This window comes from Sphingomonas sp. CFBP 13706 (assembly GCF_014842355.1).
Lineage (GTDB): Bacteria > Pseudomonadota > Alphaproteobacteria > Sphingomonadales > Sphingomonadaceae > Sphingomonas > Sphingomonas aerolata.
Window position 1 is genome coordinate 369875 of sequence record NZ_JACYVM010000001.1, and the last position, 25456, is coordinate 395330.

The following is a 25456-nucleotide window of genomic DNA, read 5'->3' on the forward strand; positions in this document are numbered from 1 at the left end:
TTTTCCCTGTCGACGAGAAATTATCGGCGGTCTCGTGCAAAGCGGGTGACGCCGATCGGCGTCACCCGGTGCGTCGCCGCCGTTATCCAAGCTGCTCGAGTTTCGCTTCCGGGGCTGCGGCCGAGGCGCGGAACCGCGCGACGCTCGCCTCCTCAAACGACTTGGCAACAACGGTCGATACCGTTTTGAAGTCTGCGGTGGCATGGTCCGGCGTCAGCGTCAGGACGATGAACCCCTTGCGATCCTGATCGCAAAAGCGGACCTCGTCATTGGCGTCGGCGATCAGCGTCCCGATCCCCGGGATCAGCGAGCCATAGGACGGGCTGGTGATCGCGGTCGCACCGAATTCGACCGCGACGAGCTTCCCCGATGCATCGTGCAAATCGTTCGCCCAGCCGGCATGGCTATCCCCCGACAGCACGACCGGTCGCGACCCCGACCGCTTGAACGCGGCATAAAGCCGCTCGCGTGCTGCGGGATAGCCGTCCCAGCTGTCGAAGTTGAACGGCAGGCCCGCGCGATAGGATGCCATGCTCGCCATCAGCGCGGTGCGCCATTTCTCTGGGAGCCGCGCCATCATCGCGGCGAAGCGATCGGGGCCGAGCTGCTTCTCGAGATCGGGGCCGGCGACGCGCGCCATCACCACCTGGTTGCCGAGTACCTGCCACGGCTTGCCCGCCGTGACCGACGCCGCCATCGTCCGCTCGATCCAGGCGAGCTGCGGTGCGCCCAGCATTTCGCGACCCGTCTGCGCGCGCTCCGCCATCATCGGGGCATATTCGTCAGGCGCAATCGCCTCGCCCTTCGCCGCGACCTGCTTGCTCCGCGCAAGCAGCCGCGTCTCGACCATCACCAGCGTCGCGAGATCGCCGAACTCGAAGCTGCGGTTGATCGCTTCCCACGGCTCGCCGGGCTTCGGGTCGCGGATCGGCATCCATTCGAAATAGGCCTGCATCGACGCGGCCTTGCGCGCCTTCCAGTCGCCCTCGGTCGCCGGGTCATGGTTCTCGGCGCCACCGATCCAGTCGTCATTGGCGACCTCGTGATCGTCCCACACGCAGATGAACGCCGCCCGGGCATGCGCCGCCTGCATGTCGGCGTCGCGCTTCACCTGCGCGTGACGCATCCGATAGTCTGCGAGCGTCACGATCTCATGCGCAGGCTCGACCAGCCGGCCGATCTTCTTGCCGATGTCGCCGCCATAGCCGTCGATGGCATATTCATAGATGTAGTCGCCGAGATGCAGCACCGCGTCGAGCCGGTCGAGTTTGGCGATCGAAGCATAGGCGTTGAAGAACCCGCCGGGGTAGAGCTGGCACGACACCACGCCCATGACGACATCCGCAACCGCGCCGCGGGGCAGCGTGCGGACCCGGCCGACGGGTGAGCGCGTGCCCGCCGCAGTTTCGAACCAGTAGCGATACTCGGTTCCGGGCTTCAGCCCCGTCACCGCGACCTTGGCGGTGAAGTCGCGCGCGGCACGCGCCGCGATACGGCCCGAACGGAGGGGCGTGTCGCCCTCGCGCAATGCGACATGCCAGGTCAGCGCGATATCGCCCGCCTGTTGCGGATCCTGCGGGGTAGCACGCGTCCACAGGATCGCGCCGTCCGCCGAGGGATCGCCGCTCGCGACGCCGTGGTCGAAGCGCGCTGCCCCCGCGCTGCCGTTCGGGCGCGCCGCCGCGGCGAGGCCGGGAAGTGCGAGCGCAGAGCCTGAGCCGAAGAGCGTGAGGGCGTCGCGGCGATTGATCGTCATAACAGTGCCTTTTGCGGTGATGCCGCCTGCTAGGGGCGCTCGGCGTCAGTCACGTTGCGACGGTGTTACGCCGCGATGACAGGCCGTCACGCGCGGGTCATGTATCCGACGCGGAACCGTAACGACCCCGCCCTAGGTGCTCGCTCACTGACAATCGGGGGACTTCATGACGACCATTTCTACGCGCCTGGCTCTGGCCGCGCTTGCTGCATCCTGTTCGACGGGTGCGCTTGCCCAGGCGATCGTCGCACCCGATCCGGCGACCGGCCCAGCCGCCCGCGCCGACGTGACGGGCGGCGAGGACATCGTCGTGACCGCGCAGAAGCGCGAACAGCGGATCGAGGACGTGCCGCTGACCGTCACCGCGCTCACCGGCGCGAAGATGGCGGATATCGGCGTCAACTCGCTGTCCGAAGTCGCAGCCTATATTCCCGGCCTGCAGATCCAGGAGCAGAGCGCGAACAACCCCGGCTTCGTGATCCGCGGCATCACCTCGGACAATGGCTCGTCGCAGCAGGGTGCGCGCGTGACGCTCTATTATAACGGCGTCGACATCAGCCGCTCGCGCGGCGCCTATCAGGACCTCTATGATCTCGAGCGGATCGAGGTCGTGAAGGGCCCGCAGGCGACGCTGTTCGGCACCGCCGCCGCGGTTGGCGCCATCAACCTCATCTCCGCCAAGCCGCAGCCCGGCACCTCGGGTGCGATCACCGGCTCCTATGGTAATTACAACAGGACGCAGGTGTCGGGCTTTATCAACGCCGGCAACGACGTGCTGTCGGGGCGCCTCGCCTTCGCCTATAAATATCGCGACGGCTATGTCCGCAACATCGCCGGTGATGCGAACATCCCCAACCAGAACCAGGGCAAGGTCGATCAGGACGATCTGAACGGTCAGGACCAGCGCGGCATCCGCGGCTCGCTGCGCTTCCGGCCGAACGATGCGGTCACCGCCGACCTCGTCCTGACCTATGACGGTCAGCGCAATCCCGGCACCGCATTCAAGAGCCGCTCGCATGCCCCGACCGGCGGCCAGACCGGCGATTACGGCAATGCCGAGCTCTCGGGTTCGCCGTTCAGCGCCGAGGCGCTCGGTGCGCGCAAGCTCGGTCTCGACCGCAACGTCTACGACGCCAACCTGACGGTGTCGGTCGATCTGTCGCCCGGCATCACCTTCACCACCGTCAACGGCTATCGCCGCTTCGACGCGCTCGAAATATTCGACGCGGATGGCGGCCCGGCCTGGTATCTCGAATTCGCCGAGGATGCGAAGGGCGACCAGTGGAGCCATGAGAGCCGCTTCGCGTTCGACGGCCCGAAATATCGCGCGTCGTTCGGGTGGAACGCCTTCTTCGAGAACGGGTCGCAGCGCGTCCCCTTCTCGACCGAGGAGGGCACCTATATCGCTTGCTCGATCGCCACGGCCTATCAGCAGTTCCGTACCGCGCTGAACGGCGCGGGGATCCCGACCGGCCCGGGCTGTGTCGCCGCCAACGGCACGATCCCGGCGGCGACCCGCGCCACCGCGATCCTCACCGGCGGCCGTTCGACGCAGATCCCCTATTCGTCCGAGTTCACCAATTACGGCAACAACGACACCTATTCGGTGTTCGCCGATGCGACCTATATCCCGATCCCGGCGCTCGAGCTGACCGCCGGCGCACGCATCCTGATCGAGGATCGTCAGTCGGGCTATTCGTCGATCCAGCCCAATTCGCAGATTCTCGCCGCGCTGGGCGTCCGCACCAGCCTGCTCGGGACCGCGAACACCAATGGCGTGAAGTTCGAGGCGGACCAGAGCTTCGCCGCGATCCTTCCGCGGTTCAACGCGCTGTTGAAGCTCGACGACGATGTCAGCCTCTACGGCACGATCAGCAAGGGCCGGCGCTCGCCGGTCGTCCAGTTGGCGGCACTCAACGCCGTCAACGGCGTACGCCCCAATCTTCAGATCGTGCCTGAGGAAAATGTCTGGAACTACGAAGGCGGTATCAAGGGGCGCGTCGGTCCGTTCACCGGCGCGGCATCCGTCTTCTATCAGACCTATGACGGGTTCCAGGTCTCGGTGAACGAGGTCAATCCCGCCAATGGTGCGGTCGTCGCGGTCACGCGCAGCGCGGGCTCGGCAAAGAATGTCGGCGTCGAGCTCGAGGGCAATCTTGCGCTTGGCCAGTATCTGTCGGTGTTCGGGACCTTCGCCTATCTCGACGGCGGGATCGCGGACCAGCCTGCGGGCACCTTTGCCGGCAACCGCTTCCGCCTCCAGCCGAGCACCACGGCCTCGGGCGGCGCGACGCTCCGGCTGCCCGTCGGCGGCGCGGTCTTCTATGCGACGCCGAGCGCCAACTACCGGTCGAAGGTGTTCTTCGAACTGCCCAACAGCGCCGCGATCAGCCAGCGCGGCTACACGCTGGTCAACCTGCGTGCGGGTATCGAGCTCGCGGACGGGCGCTACCGCGTCGGCGGCTTTGCGCGCAACCTGACCAACAAGCGCTACCTGATCGACGCGGGCAACACGGGCGGCGGCTTCGGCATCCCCACCTATATCGCCGGCGAACCGCGCTTCTACGGCGTCGAGCTCGGCGCCAAGTTCTAAACAGCCCTGTCCCACCCTGTCGTTCCGGCACGCGCCGGGACGGCGGGGACCATCCGCAAAGACCAGTCGGGCGGCTGCAAGTTGGCGCGCCCGGCACTCGTCCGCCGGCTCCTATCCCGGCCCGGTGCGTTGACGCGCATTCCCCATCGCACGAGGTTCTCACGATGCGCGCCATCCCCATCGCTACGGCCGTTTCCGCATGAGCGGTCCGCAGCTCTTCACGCCGTTCAAGGTCGGCAAGCTCGATCTCGCCAACCGGATCGTCATCGCGCCGATGTGCCAATATTCGGCGGTCGACGGCTGCATGACCGACTGGCACCTGATCCATCTCGGGCATCTCGCGCTGTCGGGGGCGGCCCTGATGATGCTCGAAGCCGCCGCGGTGACGCCCGAGGGGCGGATCACCTACGGCGATGTCGGGCTGTATGACGATGCGAGCGAAGCGGCGATCGCGCGGACACTCGAGAGCGTGCGGCGCTGGTCGGACATGCCGATCGGCATCCAGCTGTCGCATGCCGGACGCAAGGCGTCGTGCGAGGTGCCCTGGAAGGGCGGCGGGCAGATCGCGCCGGGCGCCGACAAGGGATGGCAGACCGAAGCCCCCTCCCCGGCCGCTTTCCTGCCCGACGATACGCTGCCGACGGCGCTCGATCGCGAGGGGCTGGCTCGACTGCGCGACGCGTTTGCCGCCGCGGCGACGCGCGCGGGACGGCTCGGGATCGATGCGATCCAGCTGCACGCCGCGCACGGCTATCTGCTCCACCAGTTCCTCTCGCCCTTGGCCAACCATCGCGACGACGATTATGGCGGCAGCCTCGAGAACCGGATGCGCTTCCCGCTCGAAGTGTACGACGCGGTCCGCGCCGCCTTCCCGGCGGATCGCCCGGTGACGATGCGCGTATCTGGCACCGACTGGGTCGAGGGTGGCTGGGACGGTGAACAGACCGTCGCCTTCGCAAAGGCGCTCGAGGCTCGCGGGTGCGATGCGATCCACGTCTCGAGCGGTGGCCTCAGCCCGGACCAGCAGATCCCCGTCGGGCCGAGCTATCAGGTCCCGCTGGCGCGTCAGGTCAAGCAGGCGGTCGGCATCCCCGTCGTCGCGGTCGGGCTGATCACCGACTATGAACAGGCCGAGGCGATCATCGGTACCGGTGACGCCGATCTCGTCGCGCTAGCCCGGACCCTTCTCTACGATCCACGCTGGCCGTGGCATGCCGCCGCACATCTCGGCGGCCATGTGAAGGCGCCCAACCAGTATCTCCGCTCACAGCCACGCCAATACAAAGACCTGTTCCAGGCCTGATACGAGCCGCGACCCTCGAGGGTCGCGGCAGGGCTCCGTCCGCGGTCAGCCGTTGTCGCGAAAACCCGGATACAGGCTCATCCCGCCGTCGACGGTCAGCGTCGATCCGATGATATAGTCCGCAGCATCGGACACCAAGAACAGCGCCGCACGCGCGACATCGTCGGGCTCGCCGATCCGTCCATAGGGGATCAGTTCGAGCAGTGCGTCGGCGGCATCGCCCTTGGTCGCATCGGCGTTGATGTCGGTCGCGATCGCGCCGGGCGCCAGCGCATTGACCCGGATCCGCTCCTGCGCCACCTCCTGTGCCAGCGTGCGCATCAGCATCCCGCTGCCGCCCTTCGACGCGGCATAGTTTGCATGCCCCGCCCAGGGGATCGTCTCGTGCACCGAACTCATGAACAGGATCTTGCCGATCGCCCGGCCAAAGCCGCGATCACCCTGCGCGCGGAACCGGCGTACCGCCTCGCGCGAAACGAGGAACTGGCCCGTCAGGTTGACGTCGATGACGCGACTCCAGTCGGCCAGCGTCATGTCCGCATAGCCCGCGTCCTTCTGCATGCCGGCATTGGCGAACACGACGTCGACGCCGCCGAACCGCGACACGGTCTCGTCGAACAGCCGGAGGACGGCATCCTCGTCCGCGGTATCGGCCTGACAGGCAAACGCCTTGCCCCCGCCCGCCACGATCCGCGCGACCACGTCGTCCGCCGCCTCGCGATTGCTGTTGTAATTGACCGCGACGCGCGCGCCGGCCTGCGCGAAGAGCAGCGCGGCGGCGCGTCCGAGGCCGGAGCTTGCACCGGTGACGATAGCGGTCTGTCCGGAGAGATCGATGTGCATGGGGCTCGCTTTCGCTAGACTGTCGGGAGTTGCGTCCCCAACGCCCGCCTTGCCAAAGCTATCCGTCTGCCCCCACGGGGGGGCTAGTCGTCCAGCGTGTCCGCCGTCCGCAGCGCGCGCACATAGGCCTGCGCAGCCTGTTGCTCGGTCGCGGTCTTGAACGCGTCACGAGGGTCGGGCGCATCGCCGAGCGTCGCCAGCACGGCCCACAGCGCAAACCGCCGGCCGGTCTCGCGCTCGGTCCCGAACGCGATCCGGACGCGCTCGAGACCGTCATCGATGGCGATCGTATCCAGCGTATCGAGATCGGTCGTGCCGAAATAATGGGTGAGCATCGCGTCGAGATCCATGACGCAGCGCTGCCCGAGCCGTGCGATCGTGGCAAGCCATGTCGAACGGTCGGCCCCCTCCGTGCGAAAGAGTTGCGCAACGCTCCACCCCGACCTAGATGCCGGTCGCACGCGCCCCTCCGCCATCGCGGCGGTGCGGATACGGTGCGGAAGAGTGTCCGAGTGGTTTAAGGAACTGGTCTTGAAAACCAGCGTAGGGGTAACTCTACCGTGGGTTCGAATCCCACCTCTTCCGCCAAAGCGTCGTCTCAGCTTGCCTCGCTTAGGCTAATGACAGCGCCCAAGGCCACGTCTCCGGCGCGTTCGCATCCCCGGAGAACCGAACCGGTTCATAAACAGCGCTAGTAAATCGGAGTGACTGTCAGGGCACCGGGTGAGCCCGGACGTCCAGAATGGGAGCAAGCATTCTTACAGACGGTGCTTGAAGATCGTCTGTACCGGTACCCTGGTCTCGGAATGACTTGATTTCGGGCTCGGTCAGGAGCTTCATGTACATCCGAATGCTTTGAGGTAATGCGGGGCTTCAGACAAATGAAGCGGTGGTTGCTCTTCATCCTGGGTGTGGCCGTCAGCGTCCCGGCGCAGGCGCAGCTTGCGGCACCCGTGAAGAATGGCGACCCGACCATCATCGTCACGGGCAACCGAAGCCGCGAGTCGAAGGTGGAGATGAGCGAGTGGCGAATGGCGGAAACGCCGCACGTCGTCGTGTTCAGTCAGGGCGACGAAACGGCATTGCGACGCACCGCTCACAATCTCGAAAAGCTGCACTTCCTGCTCTCGGTCCTGCATGGCCGGGTGGATCAGCCTGACGAGACGATCAAGATCGCCGTGACGATGATCGGCGATGTCGCAGCGTTCGAACAGCTTCGACTGACCGACCTGCGCTGGCAATATGGTCCCTTCCCGCAGGCGTTCGAAAAGACGATCTACTATGATCCGCGTGATGAAGGGTCGGTGCTTGCAACAACCGAGGAGGGCGTGAACCTGGTTCTTCAGCCATCGGTTGGCCGCAAGACGAACCGCAATTGCACGCGCGGGCGGGACAGAAACCCTCCAATCGTTGATTATTACGTAAGCCCCAGGGTGACGGCGACCGGACAGCCGACGTACGACGTGAACCAGATTCTCGAACAGCTTCCAGTGAACGAGATTGCCTTTTGCCAATGGGCGGAATCCAGGGTTTATGCCGCCTTCGCCCAGAACTACCTGATGACCTATTTTCCGGCAGCGTATCCGCGCTGGTATCTGCAGGGGTTCGGAGAATTGTTCGCGACAATGGAAGCCGGCGACGACTTCGTCGAATATGGCCACCCCCCGCCTGGCTACGCGAAGGTCATGCATCATTACGGTCTATATCCGGTCACGCACATCCTCGACGGGCGTTATCTCTCGGGCAAGGGTAGGGCCTGGACGCCCTATCACGCATGGCGGCTGGTCCACCTCCTGTATTTCTCCGAGGAGTGGAAGCCGCGGCTCCACGGCTATCTGAACGCCCTGGCACGGGGTGACGACTTGCCGACCGCCGCGAGCGCCCTTGGCGATCCGAGCCAGTTTCAAAGCGCAGTGACCGCCTACCGAGGCCGCAAATTACAGGCTGAGAAAATGGCCTTTCCGGCCAATCGCGCGCCGGAACCCAGCATCCGCCGTCTGACCCGCGCGGAGGCCGGGCTGATCCGTGGCCGGCTTGAACTTGGCGCGCGGATCGAGGTGCCCGACGCCGGCCCCGACCGTGAGAAGGCGCTCGCGCGACGCTCCGCATGGATCGACCGGCTTCGCGACAACGCGACCCGCTTCCCCACCCTGACCGAAAACCATCTGCTCCTGGCCGAGGCCGAATGCCGCACCGGCAATCCCGAAGCCTGTCTTGAAGCCGCTGAGAGGGCGATTGCACAGTCACCGACGGAAACGCGCGCGCTGGTGTGGAAAGGCACGGCGCTGACGCAACTGGCCATGCGCACTCCAGCGGCCGAACGTCGGCAGCGGCTTGCGGACGCGAGACGTTTCATCGTCAGGGCCAACCGCCTGGACCCGGAGAGCAGCCTTGCGCTGATCGCGTATCACGACAGCTTTGCAACGGCGGGCGAGCAGGCCCCGGATGTCGCGGTGGAGGGGCTGTACAAGATTATCCAGTCTGCGCCCGCCGCGCCCGGTCCAAGACTGAAACTCGGTGAGGAGCTGATCGCCCGCGACCTTCGAGATGAAGCGCGCAGGATGCTGCTGCCGGTCGCCAAAGGGGCGTTCGCAACCCCCGAACAGCCCGCCGCCGCCGCTTTGCTGTCGCCAGCGGGAGCGACGGAGCTAGGACGTTAAAGGCTGCTAAAATCCGGCGTTCGCAGACCGTAGCGCATTTCGAAAAATCGCCGGGGTCCCGATCCGGACCCCGGCGATCACATCAGTCGGTCGCGTTACAGCCGCAGCGAGACACCCGCCACGAGCTGCCGGCCGAGCAGGTCATACCCCATCACGGTATTGCCACGCAGCAGACCGATCCGCGAACGGCTGTCCGGGATGAGCGGCGGATCGCGGTCGAAGATGTTGTTGGCGGCCAGCCGGAACGTCATCTGCTTGTTGATGTCGAAGCTGAGCGCGACGTCGATCCAGTTGTACGAACCGACACCCGGATATTGATCGCGCCGGGCGCTCGCGTCCTGGGCGGGAATGCCGGTATCCTCGGGCGCATAGATGTCGAGCGGCATCGCGCCGCGGTGGCGCCAGTTGACCGACAGGCTGGTCGTGCTGTCGGGCGCGGTCCAGGTGGTGCGGAGCTGGTGCTTCCAGCGCGGCATGCTCTCGCCGCAGAGATTGCCGAAATACCCCACGCAGTCGCGCGGTTCGATCGTCGGCGACGATTGCGAGCCGACGCGGGTCATCAGCGTCCCGTTGAAGCTCATGTCGAGCCGGCCGACGCCGCCCAGACCGACATTATACTGCCCCTGGAAATCCCAGCCATGCGACTGCGACTTGTAGCCATTGGCCGAGCCGCGGGCCACCCAACCGGTCGACGGACTGGTCGCAGGCGAGCTCGAGAGCGTACCGGTGCCGGGATTGCGGACGATGCCGCGGCAGAAATACTCGTTCCCGGTGGCCAGGCACTCGCCGATGATGTTCTGCGGCTGCAGGAAGTCGAGCTGGTCCTTCAGATCGATCAGCCAGCGGTCGATCGACACCGTCAGGCCGGGTATGAAGCGTGGGCGCAGCACGACGCCGAAGGTCTTCGTGAAGGCACTTTCGGGCGTCAGGTTGAACCCGCCCTCGCGCACGGTGCACCGATCATCAGGGCAGATCAGCGAGGCACTGCCATAGAGATTGTCGGCAAGGCCGGTGTTGCGGCATTGCTGCAACGTCGCCGACGGCGCCAGTCGCGCACCGTTGGGGTTCGACGGGTCGACCCGCGGCGCACAGGGATCGGCATAGAAGCCCTGGTTCCAGAAGATGTTGGCGGCACCCTGCGCGGTGCTGACACCCGGTGCGGCCTGGGACTTGTTGTAGGAGGCGCGCAGCGTGATGTCTGCCACCGGCGACCAGAGCCCCTCGACCTTCCAGGTATCGAACTTGCCGGCGAGCCGATTATATTGCGACACGCGGTAGCCGGCGTTGACCTGCAACAGCTCGGCGAAGCGGCGATGTTCGATCAGCGGTGCCTGCACCTCGGCATTGGCCTCGAGGATGCTTTGCGTAAAGCGCTGGTTCTCCCCGCCGTTATTCTGCTGGAAGACCTCATTGACGATCGTGCGTTCCATCTCCTCACGATATTCCGCGCCCAGCGCGATCGCGATACCCTGATCCGCGAGCGGCGAGGTAATACCGTAACGGCCCAGATCGCCGCTGACGGTGCCGACGAACTGCAACAGGCGCGGGATGCGCGTGCTGATCCCGCCGGTCGCGCCACCGTAGAGATACTGGTTGAGCGCCGTATCCTGGTTGAACGGCGCGAACGCGTTGAACGGCACGCAGGAGGGATCGGTCCCGTTGACGACCGCACGACAGGTCGGCGTGCCGTTGACCCGGACGACGTCGAGCGAGCGATTGATGTTCTCGAAGCGCGCGAACGGCACGTCGATGGTGTCGAGGCGCGCGCGCGAGATCATGCCCGCGACATCGTAGGACCACACGTCGTCAAAGCCGCGCCCGCGCAGCCCTGCGACGATACGATAGCCTTCATTGGTGAAGCGCTGCCGCACCAGTGGCAGCCCGTCAAAGCGATAGCGGACGTCGATCGGCGCATATTGTCCAGCGACACCGGCGTTGGCGCCACACAGATCCTGTGCCTGCGAGGTCGACAGGAATGCGTTGTCGCAATTCACGCGAAACGGATCCGAGCCGTACGCACCGAAGTTGAAGGTGCGATTGAGCTGGGTGTTGTAGGACTTGTCGCGATAGAACAGCCCGTTGCCGTACAGCTCGATGTCATCGCTGATCTTGGCGGTGAGGAAACCGCCAAGGTTGACGCGGTTGAACGCGCGCTGGACCGCCCAATTGTCATAGGGGTTGGCAGACGAGCCCTGCGGCCCGCTGTTGATCGGGATGAAGGTCCCGTTGCCGCTGGGATTGTTGACCAGGATCTGCCCGGCGCGCGGCCCCGACTGCGGAATGATCGTACCGGCGGGGGTGAAGCTCGCGCGTGAACAGCCGAGCGGCGAAGTATTGGTCGGCTGGACCGCCTCGCAGACCGAATAGGAGCGATCGACCAGCTCGATCGGATTGGACTGGCGGTAGTTGATGAAGCCGGTGAGGTTCACCCGGTCGTTGAACAAATTGGTACCCGCCGCCAGGCTGACATCCGAACGACCACCGTCATTGGTCAATCCGCGTTTGGCGGCGAAACCCGCGCGACCTGCCGCCTCGGTGACCGCGTTGCTGCCATTGTCGTGATTGTAGAAGCTGTAGTTCGCGTCGAGCCGGATGCCTTCGAAGTTCTTCTTCAGCACGAAGTTGACGACGCCCGACACTGCGTCGGATCCGTAAACGGACGAGGCACCGCCGGTCAGCACGTCGATCCGCTCGACCAGCGCGTTGGGGATGATGCCGACGTCGACCGTGTTGGCCAGGCCCATGCGAAGGCCGTCGATCAGCGTCAGCGTGCGCTCATAGCCCAGGCTGCGCAGCTTGATGCGCTGACGACCTTCGGAATCGCTGAAATTCTGTTCCGAGTTCACCTGCACCTGCGGCAGGCGGTTCAGCACCTCCTCGATCGTCGTCGCGCCCTGTGCCGCGATTTCCGCGGCGGTCGTCGTCACGATCGGCGCGGCGGACCGGTTGTTCGGCCGCGCGATGCGCGTGCCGGTCACGACGATGTCCGACGCTTCCTGCCGTTGGCCGGTGCGTTCGGTATCTGCAGCGAGCTTGGCGGAGGCGACGGGATCGCCGATCGCGGTCTGGCTTTCCTGCGCAGCATCGCCCGCGCCTGTATCCGACGCCTGGGCCTGCGCCTGAGCCGGCATCGCAAACAACGCCGCGACGCAACATGTCGTAGTCAGAAACCCTTTGAACAGCACCATTCTATTACCCCCCATGTTGCCGATCGGGTCACATGAACGGTGATGCATCGTATCGATTGCCGCCGACCCTGTTCGGAAGCGTTCGATGAACAACAGGACGCGCTTTCATCGGGATCTGTCGCCCCGTGACCTTGCTGACCTTGTTCGGCATTACCATCCGGACCCTCGGACAGGCACATGCTGTCACGTCCCAAATATCAAAACAATACCAATAATTTCGGAAATGACACGCGGTATGGATTTTGTGTCGTAACGGTCTCAATCGGTATCAATGACAGGACTTTGCGTTCTTCAGGCCGCACCATTCCGCATCGGTTGCGAGTCCGTCCGCCAAGGAACTGTATCCGCTGGGGTCATTGCTATCGGTCGTCGGTCAACGCATCCAAAGCGCAAGCAAGGCGGAGAAACTTGCTTGCGACGCGACGCTCTAGACCCGGCGTGACGTGCTCTCGCCTTCCATCCACTCGCGACCGGCGAAGATCACGTCCAAGACCGGTACAAAGCGGAGCGGCGGCAACAGGACGAGAAGCGACCCGATAAAAGAAATTTGCGAGTGACGATCGCGGTCAATCGGTTAGACCCTGCCGCACAAGGGGGGATCTCTACACCATGAAGCACCGCGCACTGACCGCTATCGCACTCTGCCTCGTCGCCACCGAATTGTCCGCACAGACCACGCCGCCACCGGCCGCCAAGCCCGTCGAACGGACCCAGGCGCCCGAGGATCAGGCGACGGCGCCTACCCCCGTGACGACCCGCGCCGACGCCAACCCGTCGCCCCAGCCCGTCGCCGCAGCCCCGGTCACTGCCGCCGCGCCCGCCAATGCCTCGGCTGCTACATCCAAATCGTCCGCCAAGCCGCCGGTCTGGGACGTCATGCAGCCGCGTGGACTGAAGACGCGCGAGGTCGCCCTGCATGTGGACGAGGGCAGCTGGATGAACGTCGACGTCTCGCCCGACGGCCGGCTCATCGCCTTCGACCTGCTCGGTGACCTCTACACCATGCCGATCACGGGCGGCACGCCGCGACGCATCACCGAGGGGCTGGCGTTCGAGCATCAGCCGCGCTTCTCGCCCGACGGCCGCCGCATCGCCTTCACGTCGGACCGCGGCGGCGGCGACAATATCTGGGTGATGAACGTCGACGGCAGCGACAAGCGCCAGGTGACGAACGAGGATTTCCGCCTGCTCAACCAGCCGAGCTGGAGCCCGGACGGCCGGTTCATCGCCGCCAAGAAGCATTTCACGACCGGCCGCTCGCTCGGCACGGGCGAGATCTGGCTCTATCACGTCTCGGGCGGCGGCGGCGTCCAGCTCGTCAAGCGCGCGAGCGAGGTGCTGCAGAAGGAACTGGGCGAGCCAATCTACGCGCCCGACGGCAAGAGCATCTTCTACACGCGCAACATCTCGCCCGGTCCGATCTTTGAATATGCGCAGAATTCGCGCACCGACCTGTTCGATATTGAACGCTATGACGTCGACAGCGGCGAGGTCAGCACCGCAGTATCGGGGGTCGGCGGCTCGGTCCGGCCGACACCGTCGCGCGACGGCAAGCGGATTGCCTTTGTCCGGCGCGAGAACAACGTCACCAAATTATGGGTGAAGGACTTCGCGACCGGGGTCGAACGCATGATCTATGGCCCGCTCGACCGCGACGTGCAGGAAACCTGGGCCGTTACCGGGGTCTATCCCGACATGGCCTGGACGCCGGGCGACACGGCGATCGTCTTCTGGGCGGGGGGCAAGCTGCGCCGGGTGGCGCCCGACGGCTCGGGCGCGGCAGTGATCCCGTTCCGCATCGACGATACGCGCGTCATCGTCGATGCAGTCCATCCGCAGGTCGCGGTCGCACCCGACCGGTTCGCGACGAAGATGCCGCGCTGGGCCAGTGTGTCGCCCGATGGCCGCACCGTCGTGTTCGAGACGCTCGGCAAGCTCTGGACCAAGCCCGTTGCGGGCGGCACCGCGACACGGCTGACGCGCGGCGCGGACGAATTCGAGCTGTTCCCGAGCTGGTCGCGCGACGGTCGTCAGATCGTTTTCGTCGGCTGGACGGATGCCGGACTCGGCCAGATCCGGACGATCGCGGCAGGCGGCGGCTCGCCGCGCACCGTCACGACACTCGCCGGCCATTATCGCCGCCCGCGCTTCTCACCCGATGCACGCACCATCGTATTCGAACAGGGCCCCGGCGGCGGACTGACCGCGGCGCGGGGCAATCCCGATGCCGGGGCGTACCGCGTCGCCGCCAGCGGCGGTGCGCCGGTGCGGATTGCCAAGGAGGCGAGCGGCCCGCAATTCGGCGCCGCGAACGACCGCGTCTTCCTGATGGCGACCGAGAAGGACAAGCGCCAGCTGATCAGCACCGACCTCAACGGACAGGACCGCCGCGTCCATGCCTCGGGCGAGCTGGTCAATGACTATCAGATCTCACCACAGGGCGATTACGTCGCCTTCCGCCAGAATTACGAGGCGTTCGTGATGCCGCTGATGCCGGGCCGCCAGGCGGTCGAGACCGATGCCAAGGGCGGCCCCCTGCCCGTCACCCGCGTCAGTGGGGACGGCGCGGACTTCATCAACTGGTCGAACGACGGCCGGCAGATCCACTGGAGCGCGGGCCCGACGCTCTTCACGGCCGAGACCGCGGCGCTCTTCCGCGCGGTGCCGACGCCGAAGGGTGAGGACGCGCCGAAGTTCGTCGCGCCGCGCACCGGCACCTCGCTGTCGATGGACATCGCCGCCGCCAAGCCTGACGCGACGGTGGCGCTGACCGGCGCACGCGTCGTGACGATGGCGAAGGCCGATGGCGGGATCATCGACGACGCCACGATCCTGATCCGCGGCGACCGCATCGTCGCGGTCGGGCCACGCGGCACGATCGCCATCCCCGCAGGCGCGAAGACCGTCGATCTGGCGGGCAAGACGGTCATTCCCGGGCTGGTCGACGCGCATGCGCATGGTCCGCAGGGCGAGGACGAGATCGTGCCGCAGCAGAACTGGTCGGCGATGGCGAATCTCGCGCTCGGCACCACGACGATCCACGATCCGTCGTCGCGTTCCGCCGAAATCTTCCCGGCGGCCGAGATGCAGCAGGCCGGCATGCTGCTTGCCCCGCGCACCTTCTCGACCGGTGAGATCGTCTATGGCGCCAAGGCACCCGACGTCTATGCGCAGATCGACACCTATGAGGACGCGCTCGCCGTCGTCCGCCGCCTCAAGGCGCAGGGCGCGCGCAGCGTGAAGAACTACAACCAGCCACGCCGCGAGCAGCGCCAGATGGTCGTCGCGGCAGCGCAGGCGGAAGGCATGGAAGTCGTGCCCGAGGGCGGCTCGCTCTACACGCTCGACATGAGCCTAGTGCAGGATGGCAATTCCACGGTCGAGCACAACGTCCCGCTTGAGCATTTCTACGCCGATGTGGTCGATCTCTGGTCACAGACGACGGTCGGCTACACGCCGACGCTCGTGGTCGCCTATGGTGGGCCGGCGGGCGATCCCTATTGGCGCGCGCACAGCGACGTGTGGCGGCATCCGCTGCTCGCCCGCCATGCGCCGCCGGCACTGCTCGCGGCGCAGAATGCGCGACGCGAGATCGCGCCCGAGGAGGATTATGTCGATGGCGCAACCGCACGGGAGGCGCGCAAGCTCGCCGTCAAGGGCGTGCCCGTGGCGATCGGCGCGCACGGCCAGCAGCCGGGGCTTGGCGCGCATTGGGAGCTGTGGAGCTTCGTCCGGGGCGGGTTCAGCCCAATCGAGGCGCTGCGTGCGGGCACGATCGAGTCGGCACGATCGCTGGGGTATGCCAAGGACGTCGGCTCGGTCGAACCCGGCAAGCTCGCCGATCTGGTCGTGCTGTCCGCCGACCCGACAAGCGACATCCGCAACAGCGACAAGGTCGCGCAGGTCATGCTCGGCGGCCGCCTTTATGATGCGGCAACGCTGAACGAGACGATCACCGGCACGCGCAAGCGCCAGGCCTATTGGTGGGAGAGCGGCAGTGCGGGCGCTGATACGGGCGCCCGGATCACCGTCGGCCACGGACACGGGGATGTCGACTGACATCGCCGGTCGCGACCGGCGCTGGGGGTCGACTGACATCCCCGATCGGAACCGGCGCTGAGGTCGACGGCGGTCAGTAGATGTCGCGGCGGTACAGCCCGGCCTCGCTCATCGCCTCGACCCGGTCGTCGCCGAGGATGATCCGGAGTTCGGCATCGACCGCACCCGCCATTCCGACGAGACTGCCGCAGACATAGATCGCCGCCCCCCGGTCCGCCCAGTCGAGCATCCGGTCGGCTTGTTCCGCGACCAGCGCCTGGACATAGCGCCCGCAGCCCGCATCGCGCGAGAAGGCGCGGTCGATCCGCTCGAGCGTACCCGCGGCCTGCAGCGCATCGAGTTCGGCGGCGAGCGGGCGATCAAACGCGCTGCTGCGTTCGCCATAGAGCAGCCAGGCGGGCGCGCCGCCGGTCCGCGCCCGCTCGCGAAGATGCGCCATCAACCCGGCGAGGCCGGTGCCGTTGCCGATCAGCACGAGCGGGGTCGCCGGATCCATCGGTGTCGCAAACCCCGGATTGGCGCGAAGCCGAATGGCGATAGGATCACCGATCAACGCCACTTCCGTCAGCCACCCCGAGCCGATGCCGAGCCCGCCATCGGCTGCGGGACATTGCCGCACGAGCAGCTCGACACGGCCCGACTCCGGCAGCGACGCGACCGAATATTCGCGGTGCGCAAGCGGCGGCAGCGCCAACGGATCCCGTCCTCCGGCATCGAACGTCGCCGGATCGGGCAGCGTCGCCCTGGCGAGCGCGACCGCGACCCGGCCGTCATCGACGATCCCGCAATTGGCCAGGAACCGCGCGACGCGGGCCGGATCGTGACGCGGCTCGATCTCGGCGATCGCACCCGGTGCCCAGCGCGTACCAGCGGGAATGCCGAGTTCGACCCGGTACATCGGCGCGCCCGGGCTGTCGAGATTGAGCCATGTCCGTGCGACCAGCGGCCAGGCGGCATAGTCCGCCGGCTGCCAGTCGGGCTGCGCCGGATCCGCGCCGATCGCGTGAAGCTGTTGCTGCCACTGGCGTTCGCCGTCCGCATCGGCCGCATCGAGCTCGATCCGGTCGAACAGGCGCTGCGCCCCACTCGCATGCAGCCACGCGTCGACGCGCTGACCAAAGGCGCAATAGTCGGGATATTCGCGGTCGCCCAGCGCCAGCACCGCGTAGCGGACGCCGTCGAGATCGGCCGGCGCGGCCATGACGCGGCGCTCGAACGCCCGCGCGGTATCCGGCGCATCGCCCTCGCCATAGGTCGCCACGACGAACAGGACGGTGCCGGCATCGCGCAGACCGGCCGGCGACACCGTCGCCAGCGGCCGGATCGCAGCACCCGGGAACGCCGCAGCGCTGAGGCGTGCGAGACGCTCGGCACTGCCGGTCTGCGACGCGTGGACGACCAGCACGCCGGTTCGGTCCGCCCCCCCGTTGTCGGCCGAGCCAGGAACCGCGACCGCCGCCAGCGCCCGCTTGGTCCGCCGTCGGCCCAGATACAGCAGCAGGCCGGTGATCGTGAACAGCGGCATCGTCAGGCTCGTCAGGAACAGCGCGATCCGCCCGGGCATACCGAAGAATGCCCCGGTGTGGAGCGGATAGATGCTGGTCGCGATCGTCTCGCCAACGCCGCGATCGGCATAGCGCTCCGCCTTGGTCAGCGCACCGCTCCGCGCGTCGAAGCGGAGTTCGTCGGTCATCCGGTCGGACCGCGCGCCGATCGGCACCATCCGCATCGTCACGGGCGCCGGGCCCTGCGGGACCGTGATCGTCACCCGATCGAAACGCGCGCCCTCGCTACGCTGGAACCCCGCCCAGGCCGGGGCGATCGGTCGCGACTCTTCCGCCACCTCACCCCGGTCGCCGCGACGGCCACCCGGCGCGCGCCCCTCGCGCCCGCCACGTTCCGGCCGCTCGGTCGTACCGGTCAGCATGTACCGCGCACCCCGCTGATACCAGTCATAGGACCACCAGAGGCCGGTCGCCGCACTCAGCAGGTAGAAGACGAGCACCCAGCCGCCGATCACCGCATGAAGCGCACGGTACAGGTTGCGCCCGGTCTTGCGCAGATCGAGGACGAACCAGGCCCGCCAGTCGAGCGGGTGGCGCGGCCAGCGCAGATACAGCCCCGACACCGCGAAGAAGACGAGTGCCAGCGCGGAGAGACCGGTCAGCTGGCTGCCGATGCCGTTGCGTCCACCCGGCAGCGCAAGCCAGCGGTGGAGGTTCTCGATCGTGCGGAACACCCCCGCGCCCGTGGCTGTGCCGAGCAACAGGCCGGTTCGCGGGTCGATATAGCTGCGCTCGCCACCGCGCTGTCCCTTCTGCGCGGCGAAGCGAACCTGCGCTGCGAGTGTGGGATCGCGCGCGATCGTCAGATCCTGCACCCGCTTGCCCCCGCGCTGTGCGGATGCGGCCCGGACCAGAGCATCGGGTGACAGCCTTGCCGCATCGCCCGCCCCACTTGGCAGCGGCGCGAGGGTCACCACCCCCGGGCTGAGCGCTGCCATGATCTCGTCCTCGAACGCCATCGCGGCGCCGGTCACGCCCATCAGTGCGAGCACGAAACCCGCGGTAATTCCCAGAAACCAGTGCATCTGGAACAGCACGCGGCGCAGCGTCATTGCGCGCAGTCTCGAACGATCATCATCTGCCTTCAGCCCCCCAGATCACGGATGCCGCACTATCACGTATTGCTATTGGTTCTCAAGTGCAGCTTTGAGCAGGTGTCGGCCGACGGTCGTCGTCACGCATCGACGCTTGCCCGGACGTCGCGGATCGGCAAGCATGCAACAAAGGGGAGAGATACATGAAGACCGCGATACTGGTCGCGCTGGCTGCGGCGACCGTGATGCCGGCCGACGCGCAAACGGCGCCACCGGTTGTGACCTATATTCAGGCCGGCACGCTGCTCGATCGTCCGGGCCAGGCGCCGCGCGGCGCGACCACGATCATCGTCCGCGACGGCAAGATCGTCGCGCTGCGTGACGGGTTCGTGGCGCCTGAGGCCGGCGCGACGCTCGTCGACCTGCGCACCGCGTTCGTGATGCCGGGCATGGTCGACATGCACGTCCATCTATGGGGCATCGGCGGCGACCCGATGCGCGCCCGGCTTGAGGCGATGACCCGCGACCGGTTCGATGACGAGATGACCGCAGTCGCCAATGCACGGCAGACGCTCGCCGCAGGGTTCACCTCGGTCCGCGATCTTGGCGGCGATCCGCGCGGTATCCGTGCTTTGCGTGACGCGATCGATGCAGGCGCGATCGAAGGGCCGAGCATCACCAATGCCGGCGAGATGATCTCCGTCACCGGCGGGCACGGCGATGGCGGCAACGGCCTCGCCGAGGAATTCGCCGATATGGTGCATGGTCGCGAGGTCAATGTCTGCAACGGGCCCGATGACTGCCGCCGCGCGGTCCGGGCACAGGTCGCACTCGGTGCCCGCGTCATCAAGTTCGCGGCGACCGGCGGCGTGCTGTCGAACGTCAGCGGCGGCCTTGGCCGGGCGATGACCCCGGACGAGATGCGCGCCATCATCGACACCGCGCACATGCTCGGCCGCAAGGTCGCCGCGCACAGCCACGCGACCGAGGGAACCCGCGCCGCGCTCGAGGCGGGGGTCGGCTCGATCGAGCACGGCACGTTTCTCGACGACGAGACCATCCGCCTCTTCAAGGCTAAGGGTGCCTATCTGGTGCCGACCGAGATCGCCCCCGTCGCGGCACTGGCGCAGGCACGCGGCGGCGCCCTGCCCGCGGCCACCATCGTCAAGGCCGAGTCTGCCGCCGCAGCAATGGCCGCCAGCCATCGCCGCGCCTATGCGGCCGGCGTCAAGGTCGCCTTCGGGACGGATACCGGCGTGTCGAAGCACGGCGACAATGCGACCGAATTCGCGCTACTCGTGCAGAACGGCCTTACCCCCGCACAAGCTATCGCCGCGGCGACGAGCGGCGCGGCGGATCTGCTGGGGCGGGATGATATCGGCACGCTCGCGCCCGGCAAGACCGCAGACATCATCGCGGTGCGGGGGTCCCCGCTCGACGACGTGAACCGGCTCACGCACGTCGATTTCGTCATGCACCGAGGCGTCGTGGCGAAGGCGGTCGCGGCGAAGTGATCGTCATGCGGCGGCGGCCCTTGTGCATCGAGCGCACCGCCGCCGTAGCGGCTCAGGCGGTCAGTTGACGCCGCCGGATCTCGCCGAGCAGCGCTTCGGCGGCGGGGTCGCCGACCTCGCCTTCCGTCGCGCGATAGGCGGCAATTACATCGGCATCCGACGCCGCGGCCAGCAGCCCCCGGACCTCCGCGTCGAACGCATCGACCTCACCCGCCGCAGCATCGGCGGCGTCGTCGCTGCTGATCGCCGGTGCGTCGGCGGGCGAAGGTTCATGCGCCATGATCGCGTCCTGCTTGAACACGTCAAAGGCGTCTGCGGCCTCGTCACGCTCGACAAAGGCGATCTTGAGTGAGGTGAGCAGATCGAGCGGCGATGCGATATTTTCCATATGCTCACGGTAGGCACGGGCCCGCGAATGGCAAGCGTGATCGCGTCTCAACGGGACAAGTCCGTCGCTCGCTGGCCACGGCGCGCCGCTCGTCCCGAAGCGGGGCAGCCTATTGTACGATCAATCTCGTCCGCGTCTCTTGACGATCGGGCAATGGCCTATACGATAGCGGTAACATGAGTGGAGAGGGAAATTGATGTCGCATATCGCCGCGCCGGTCCTGTCGGCGTTGCCTGCGGACTGGCGCAACGCGCTGCTGCTTGGCCGGGTTGATCTCGGCGACGGCCCCACGCCGATATTGGTAAGCCGCGGTGAAGTCTTCGACATGTCCCGCGTCGCGCCGACCGTGTCGGCGCTCGTCGCAGGCGGCACGTTCGACACAGCCGCCGGCCAGTCGCTCGGCACGCTCGAATCGCTCGACCTGTCCGCGGCGGTCGATGCGCCTGCGCGCCTGCTGAGCCCCATCGACCTGCAATGCGTCAAGGCCGCCGGCGTGACGTTCGCGGTGTCCGCGATCGAGCGCGTCATTGAGGAGCGCGCCCGGGGCGACGCTTCGAAGGCCGTCGAAGTGCGTGGCCGGCTCGAGGCCCGGATCGGCGGCAGCGTCCGTTCGGTCGTGCCGGGCTCCGCCGAGGCGGCGGCGCTCAAGGCGGCGCTGATCGAGGACGGGATGTGGTCGCAATATCTCGAGGTCGCGATCGGCCCCGATGCGGAGATCTTCACCAAGAGCCCGACGCTCTCGACCGTCGGCTGGGGAGGCCCGATCGGGATCCGGTCCGATTCGACATGGAACAACCCCGAACCCGAAGTCGTGCTGCTGGTCGATGCAGGCGGCGCGATCGTCGGCGCGACGCTCGGTAACGACGTCAACCTGCGCGATTTCGAGGGCCGCTCCGCCCTGCTTCTGAGCAAGGCCAAGGACAATAACGCTTCCTGCTCGATCGGGCCGTTCATCCGGCTGTTCGACGACGGCTTCTCGCTCGACGACGTCCGCGCGAGCGACGTGACGCTCAAGATCGAGGGCGAGGACGGCTATGTGCTCGACGGGCATAGCTCGATGCGCGAGATCAGCCGCGACCCGACCGATCTCGTCACGCAGGCGATGAGCGAGCATCATTACCCGGACGGCTTCGTCCTGTTCCTCGGCACGCTGTTCGCCCCCACCAAGGACCGCGACGAACCCGGCCGCGGCTTCACGCACAAGATGGGCGACGTCGTCACCATCTCGAACCCGAAGCTCGGCGCGCTCGTCAACCGTGTCACCACCTCGCGCGATGCGCCCGCATGGACGCTGGGCATCGGCGGCCTGATGGCCAATCTCGCGCGCCGCAACCTTCTCGACGCATGACCTACGATCAGACGGAGACTCCCGTGTTGCAGCAGACCAGCGCCGGTGAAGGCCGTGCCATCTATCCCAGTCTCGCCGGCAAGCGAGTCCTTGTGACCGGTGGAGGATCGGGCATCGGCGCGGGTCTGGTCGAGGCGTTTGTCACCCAGGGTGCGCGCGTCGCGTTCGTCGACGTCGCCGACGAACCCAGCCAGGCGCTGCTCGAACGCCTCGCGGTCGATGCGGCCCATGTGCCGATCTATCATCGCTGCGACCTGACCGACATCGATCAGCTTAAGGACGTTTTCGGTAAGCTCGAGCAGGCGCTCGGCGGGATCGACATCCTGATTAACAATGCGGGCAATGACGACCGGCACGGCGTCGACGAGGTCACGCCCGCTTATTGGGACGAGCGGCTGAACGTCAATCTTCGGCACCAGTTCTTTGCAGCCCAGGCCGTCGTCCCTGCGATGAAGCGCGCCGGCGGCGGCACGATCCTCAACTTTGGGTCGATCAGCTGGCATCTCGCGCTGCCCGATCTGGTCCTGTACCAGACGTGCAAGGCAGCGATCGAGGGCCTGACGCGCGGCCTCGCGCGCGACCTCGGCCGCGACGGCATCCGCGTCAACACGATCGTCCCGGGCAATGTCCAGACGCCGCGCCAGGAGAAATGGTACACGCCCGAGGGGGAGGCCGAGATCGTCGCCGCCCAATGCCTCGATGGCCGGATCCAGCCGATCGACGTCGCAGCACTCGTGCTGTTCCTCGCGTCGGACGATGCGCGGATGTGCACCGGGCACGATTATTTCATCGATGCGGGCTGGCGCTGATCCATGGATAGCGAAGCCCGCCTGCTCGCCTCGGTCGGCGCCGAGCTCGGTGAAGGACCGGTCTGGTCGGCGCGCGACAAGGCGCTGTGGTTCGTCGATATCAAGGCGCCGTGCGTCTATCGATATGATCCCGCGTCGCATGCGCTCGATCGCTTCGACGCGCCATCGCATGTCGGCTGGATCCTCCCCGCGCAGGACGGCCTGTGGGTCGCCGGGCTCGCCAAGGGCCTCCACCGCTTCGATCCGCGCGACGGCAGCTTCACGCTGATGAACGGCATCGAGGCGGAGCTGCCCGACAATCGCCTCAACGACGCCGCGGTCGATCCCGCCGGCAGGATCTGGTTCGGGTCGATGGACAACAGGGAAGTCCATCCGACCGGGCATATCTACCAGTGGCACCGCGGCGCCGTCAGCAGGACTGCCGTACCGCCCGTCGTCATCACCAACGGCCCCGCCATCTCGCCCGACGGGCGCACCGCCTATCTGGTCGATACGCTGGGCCTGTCGATCGCCGCGCACCCGATCGGTCTTGACGGCACGATCGGCGCGGGTCGCCCCTTCCTCAAGTTCGACGCGAGCAAGGGCTATCCCGACGGAGCGATCTGCGATGCCGGCGGTGGCGTGTGGGTCGGCTTTTACGGTGGCTGGGCGGCACGACGGTTCGCGCCCGATGGCACGATGACCGACGAAGTGCGCTTTCCCGTCTCGAACGTCACGAAGATCGCGCTTGGCGGGGACGATGGCCGCACCGCCTTTGCGACGACCGCGCGGCAGGGACTGTCGGCAGAGCGCCTCGCATCGCAACCGCTCGCGGGCGACATCTTCACGTTCCGGACCGACATTGGCGGCATTCCCGTCATGCCGGTCAGCTTGGACCTTTAATCTCTAGACCTTGAACACGCCAACAGAGCGTGCACCATCAGGAAGGACGTCACTAATGAACGGCACGGCTACAGCCAGGGCCACGGGCTCACCCACCGATACGGGGGGCGTCAACAGCGCGCTGATCGCCCTCATCGTCGCGGTGGCGACGATCGGGGGCTTCATGTTCGGATATGATTCGGGCGTGATCAACGGCACGCAAAAGGGGATCGAGGCGGCGTTCGACCTCGGCAGACTGGGCATCGGCATCAACGTCGGCGCGATCCTGGTCGGATCGTCGGTCGGCGCATTCGCGGCGGGCCGGCTGTCCGACGTGATCGGCCGTCGCAACACGATGATGCTGGCCGCAATCCTGTTCATCGTCAGTGCTCTCGCAGCGGGGGCGGCGAATTCGTCGCTGCTGTTCATCATCGCGCGGATCATCGGCGGGTTCGGCGTCGGCGCCGCCAGCGTCACCTCGCCGGTCTATATCTCGGAAGTCGCACCGGCCAATATCCGCGGTCGACTGACTAGCATCCAGCAGGTCATGATCATCTCGGGCCTGACCGGCGCGTTCGTCGCGAATTTCGCGCTCGCCCGTTTCGCCGGCGGCTCGACCGCCGAGTTCTGGCTCGGGTATCAGGCCTGGCGCTGGATGTTCTGGCTCCAGGTGATCCCCGCGACGATTTATTTCGTCGCGCTGTTCTTCATCCCGGAAAGCCCGCGCTATCTCGTCGTGAAGGGTCATGACGCAAAGGCCGAAGTGGTGCTGACCCGCCTGTTCGGCGCGGCCGAGGCCCGCCGCAAGGTGGCCGAGATCCGCTCGTCGCTCGCCGTCGATCACCACAAGCCGCGGCTGTCCGATCTGGTCGACAAGACCACCGGCAAGATCCGCCCGATCCTCTGGGCGGGTATCGGCCTGGCGGTGTTCCAGCAGCTCGTCGGCATCAACGTCGTGTTCTATTACGGCGCGACGCTTTGGGAAGCGGTCGGCTTCACCGAGGACAATGCGCTCCAGATCAACATCCTGTCGGGCGTCCTGTCGATCGGTGCCTGCCTCCTGACGATCGCGCTGATCGACCGGATCGGGCGCAAGCCGCTGCTGCTGGTCGGGTCGGCCGGCATGACGGTCACGCTCGGTATCGTTGCCTGGGCCTTCTCGAACGCCGTGCCCGCCGCCTCGGGCGTCGGCGTCACGCTGCCCGGCAATACGGGGCTGATCGCCCTCGTCGCCGCCAATCTCTACGTGATCTTCTTCAACGTCAGTTGGGGGCCGGTGATGTGGGTGATGCTGGGCGAGATGTTCCCGACGCAGATCCGCGGCTCGGCGCTCGCCGTCGCGGGGTTCGCGCAGTGGATCGCCAACGCGCTGATCTCGGTCAGCTTCCCGTCGCTCGTCCTCTCGCCGGGGCTGGCCTTCACCTATCTCGGCTATGCGATCGCCGCGCTCGTCTCGTTCTTCTTCGTCCGCGCCGCGGTCACCGAGACCCGGGGTCGCGAACTTGAAGACATGACCGGCTGATCCGGACCATGAA

Annotated in this window: 15 protein-coding genes and 1 tRNA gene; 10 read left to right on the forward strand and 6 right to left on the reverse strand. The window is 66.7% G+C overall.

Annotated elements, in window-relative coordinates; all coding sequences use genetic code 11:
* Positions 1-82: 82 nt before the first annotated feature.
* Entirely contained in the window at positions 83-1756 is a 1674-nt protein-coding gene (locus tag IFS44_RS01690; protein WP_192097259.1) for an alkaline phosphatase D family protein, read from the reverse strand.
* Positions 1757-1922: 166 nt separating this feature from the next.
* Here IFS44_RS01690 and IFS44_RS01695 point away from each other — a divergent pair, with 166 nt between their 5' ends.
* Positions 1923-4349 carry a TonB-dependent receptor gene (locus IFS44_RS01695; protein ID WP_192097260.1) on the forward strand — a complete coding sequence of 809 codons (2427 nt, stop codon included), beginning with the start codon at positions 1923-1925 and terminating at the stop codon, positions 4347-4349.
* 199 nt (positions 4350-4548) lie between these two features.
* The gene (locus IFS44_RS01700) at positions 4549-5652 is read left to right on the forward strand and encodes an NADH:flavin oxidoreductase/NADH oxidase (protein ID WP_159510897.1); all 1104 of its coding nucleotides are present in this window, start codon (positions 4549-4551) and stop codon (positions 5650-5652) included.
* A gap of 45 nt (positions 5653-5697) precedes the next feature.
* Here IFS44_RS01700 and IFS44_RS01705 read toward each other — a convergent pair whose 3' ends face one another.
* On the reverse strand, positions 5698-6495 hold the full coding sequence (locus IFS44_RS01705) for a glucose 1-dehydrogenase (protein ID WP_031441113.1): 798 nt from the start codon (positions 6493-6495) through the stop codon (positions 5698-5700).
* A gap of 83 nt (positions 6496-6578) precedes the next feature.
* On the reverse strand, positions 6579-6956 hold the full coding sequence (locus IFS44_RS01710; RefSeq protein WP_236559017.1) for a hypothetical protein: 378 nt from the start codon (positions 6954-6956) through the stop codon (positions 6579-6581).
* 37 nt (positions 6957-6993) lie between these two features.
* Between IFS44_RS01710 and IFS44_RS01715 the strand changes: the two genes are divergently transcribed.
* Positions 6994-7083 (forward strand) — tRNA-Ser (locus tag IFS44_RS01715).
* 293 nt (positions 7084-7376) lie between these two features.
* Positions 7377-9155, forward strand: coding sequence for a tetratricopeptide repeat protein (locus IFS44_RS01720; protein ID WP_206757807.1), 1779 nt, complete (start codon positions 7377-7379; stop codon positions 9153-9155).
* 95 nt (positions 9156-9250) lie between these two features.
* Here the strand turns inward: IFS44_RS01720 and IFS44_RS01725 are convergent, their stop codons facing one another.
* Positions 9251-12343, reverse strand: a complete 3093-nt coding sequence (locus IFS44_RS01725; protein ID WP_244649810.1) for a TonB-dependent receptor plug domain-containing protein — start codon at positions 12341-12343, stop codon at positions 9251-9253.
* A gap of 609 nt (positions 12344-12952) precedes the next feature.
* On the opposite strand from IFS44_RS01725, the gene IFS44_RS01730 reads away from it, so the two are divergent.
* The gene (locus IFS44_RS01730; protein WP_192097262.1) at positions 12953-16402 is read left to right on the forward strand and encodes an amidohydrolase family protein; all 3450 of its coding nucleotides are present in this window, start codon (positions 12953-12955) and stop codon (positions 16400-16402) included.
* Positions 16403-16475: 73 nt separating this feature from the next.
* Here IFS44_RS01730 and IFS44_RS01735 read toward each other — a convergent pair whose 3' ends face one another.
* Positions 16476-19019: a PepSY domain-containing protein gene (locus IFS44_RS01735; RefSeq protein WP_192097263.1), complete on the reverse strand. Its 2544-nt coding sequence runs from the start codon at positions 19017-19019 to the stop codon at positions 16476-16478.
* 185 nt (positions 19020-19204) lie between these two features.
* Here IFS44_RS01735 and IFS44_RS01740 point away from each other — a divergent pair, with 185 nt between their 5' ends.
* On the forward strand, positions 19205-20515 hold the full coding sequence (locus tag IFS44_RS01740; protein WP_166748030.1) for a metal-dependent hydrolase family protein: 1311 nt from the start codon (positions 19205-19207) through the stop codon (positions 20513-20515).
* 52 nt (positions 20516-20567) lie between these two features.
* Here IFS44_RS01740 and IFS44_RS01745 read toward each other — a convergent pair whose 3' ends face one another.
* Positions 20568-20903 carry a hypothetical protein gene (locus IFS44_RS01745; protein ID WP_107933366.1) on the reverse strand — a complete coding sequence of 112 codons (336 nt, stop codon included), beginning with the start codon at positions 20901-20903 and terminating at the stop codon, positions 20568-20570.
* Positions 20904-21099: 196 nt separating this feature from the next.
* Here IFS44_RS01745 and IFS44_RS01750 point away from each other — a divergent pair, with 196 nt between their 5' ends.
* From IFS44_RS01750 to IFS44_RS01765, 4 genes are read left to right on the forward strand one after another with little or no spacing between them, the layout of a single operon-like run.
* Positions 21100-22251 carry a fumarylacetoacetate hydrolase family protein gene (locus tag IFS44_RS01750; protein ID WP_192097264.1) on the forward strand — a complete coding sequence of 384 codons (1152 nt, stop codon included), beginning with the start codon at positions 21100-21102 and terminating at the stop codon, positions 22249-22251.
* A complete protein-coding gene (locus IFS44_RS01755) occupies positions 22248-23060 on the forward strand; it encodes an SDR family NAD(P)-dependent oxidoreductase (RefSeq protein WP_051916430.1) in 813 nt (270 codons plus the stop codon). Before IFS44_RS01750 ends, IFS44_RS01755 begins: the two co-directional genes overlap by 4 nt.
* Positions 23061-23063: 3 nt before the next feature.
* Positions 23064-23942, forward strand: a complete 879-nt coding sequence (locus tag IFS44_RS01760; protein WP_192097265.1) for an SMP-30/gluconolactonase/LRE family protein — start codon at positions 23064-23066, stop codon at positions 23940-23942.
* 55 nt (positions 23943-23997) lie between these two features.
* Positions 23998-25443: a sugar porter family MFS transporter gene (locus tag IFS44_RS01765; protein ID WP_192097266.1), complete on the forward strand. Its 1446-nt coding sequence runs from the start codon at positions 23998-24000 to the stop codon at positions 25441-25443.
* Positions 25444-25456: the final 13 nt, after the last annotated feature.

Coding starts and splice junctions, on each gene's coding strand:
- IFS44_RS01730 (WP_192097262.1), top strand. CDS start 12,953: ATGAAGCACCGCGCACTGACCGCTATCGCACTCTGCCTCGTCGCCACC.
- IFS44_RS01725 (WP_244649810.1), bottom strand. CDS start 12,343: ATGGTGCTGTTCAAAGGGTTTCTGACTACGACATGTTGCGTCGCGGCG.
- IFS44_RS01765 (WP_192097266.1), top strand. CDS start 23,998: ATGAACGGCACGGCTACAGCCAGGGCCACGGGCTCACCCACCGATACG.
- IFS44_RS01745 (WP_107933366.1), bottom strand. CDS start 20,903: ATGGAAAATATCGCATCGCCGCTCGATCTGCTCACCTCACTCAAGATC.
- IFS44_RS01695 (WP_192097260.1), top strand. CDS start 1,923: ATGACGACCATTTCTACGCGCCTGGCTCTGGCCGCGCTTGCTGCATCC.
- IFS44_RS01735 (WP_192097263.1), bottom strand. CDS start 19,019: ATGACGCTGCGCCGCGTGCTGTTCCAGATGCACTGGTTTCTGGGAATT.
- IFS44_RS01690 (WP_192097259.1), bottom strand. CDS start 1,756: ATGACGATCAATCGCCGCGACGCCCTCACGCTCTTCGGCTCAGGCTCT.
- IFS44_RS01740 (WP_166748030.1), top strand. CDS start 19,205: ATGAAGACCGCGATACTGGTCGCGCTGGCTGCGGCGACCGTGATGCCG.
- IFS44_RS01755 (WP_051916430.1), top strand. CDS start 22,248: ATGACCTACGATCAGACGGAGACTCCCGTGTTGCAGCAGACCAGCGCC.
- IFS44_RS01720 (WP_206757807.1), top strand. CDS start 7,377: ATGAAGCGGTGGTTGCTCTTCATCCTGGGTGTGGCCGTCAGCGTCCCG.
- IFS44_RS01750 (WP_192097264.1), top strand. CDS start 21,100: ATGTCGCATATCGCCGCGCCGGTCCTGTCGGCGTTGCCTGCGGACTGG.
- IFS44_RS01700 (WP_159510897.1), top strand. CDS start 4,549: ATGAGCGGTCCGCAGCTCTTCACGCCGTTCAAGGTCGGCAAGCTCGAT.
- IFS44_RS01705 (WP_031441113.1), bottom strand. CDS start 6,495: ATGCACATCGATCTCTCCGGACAGACCGCTATCGTCACCGGTGCAAGC.
- IFS44_RS01760 (WP_192097265.1), top strand. CDS start 23,064: ATGGATAGCGAAGCCCGCCTGCTCGCCTCGGTCGGCGCCGAGCTCGGT.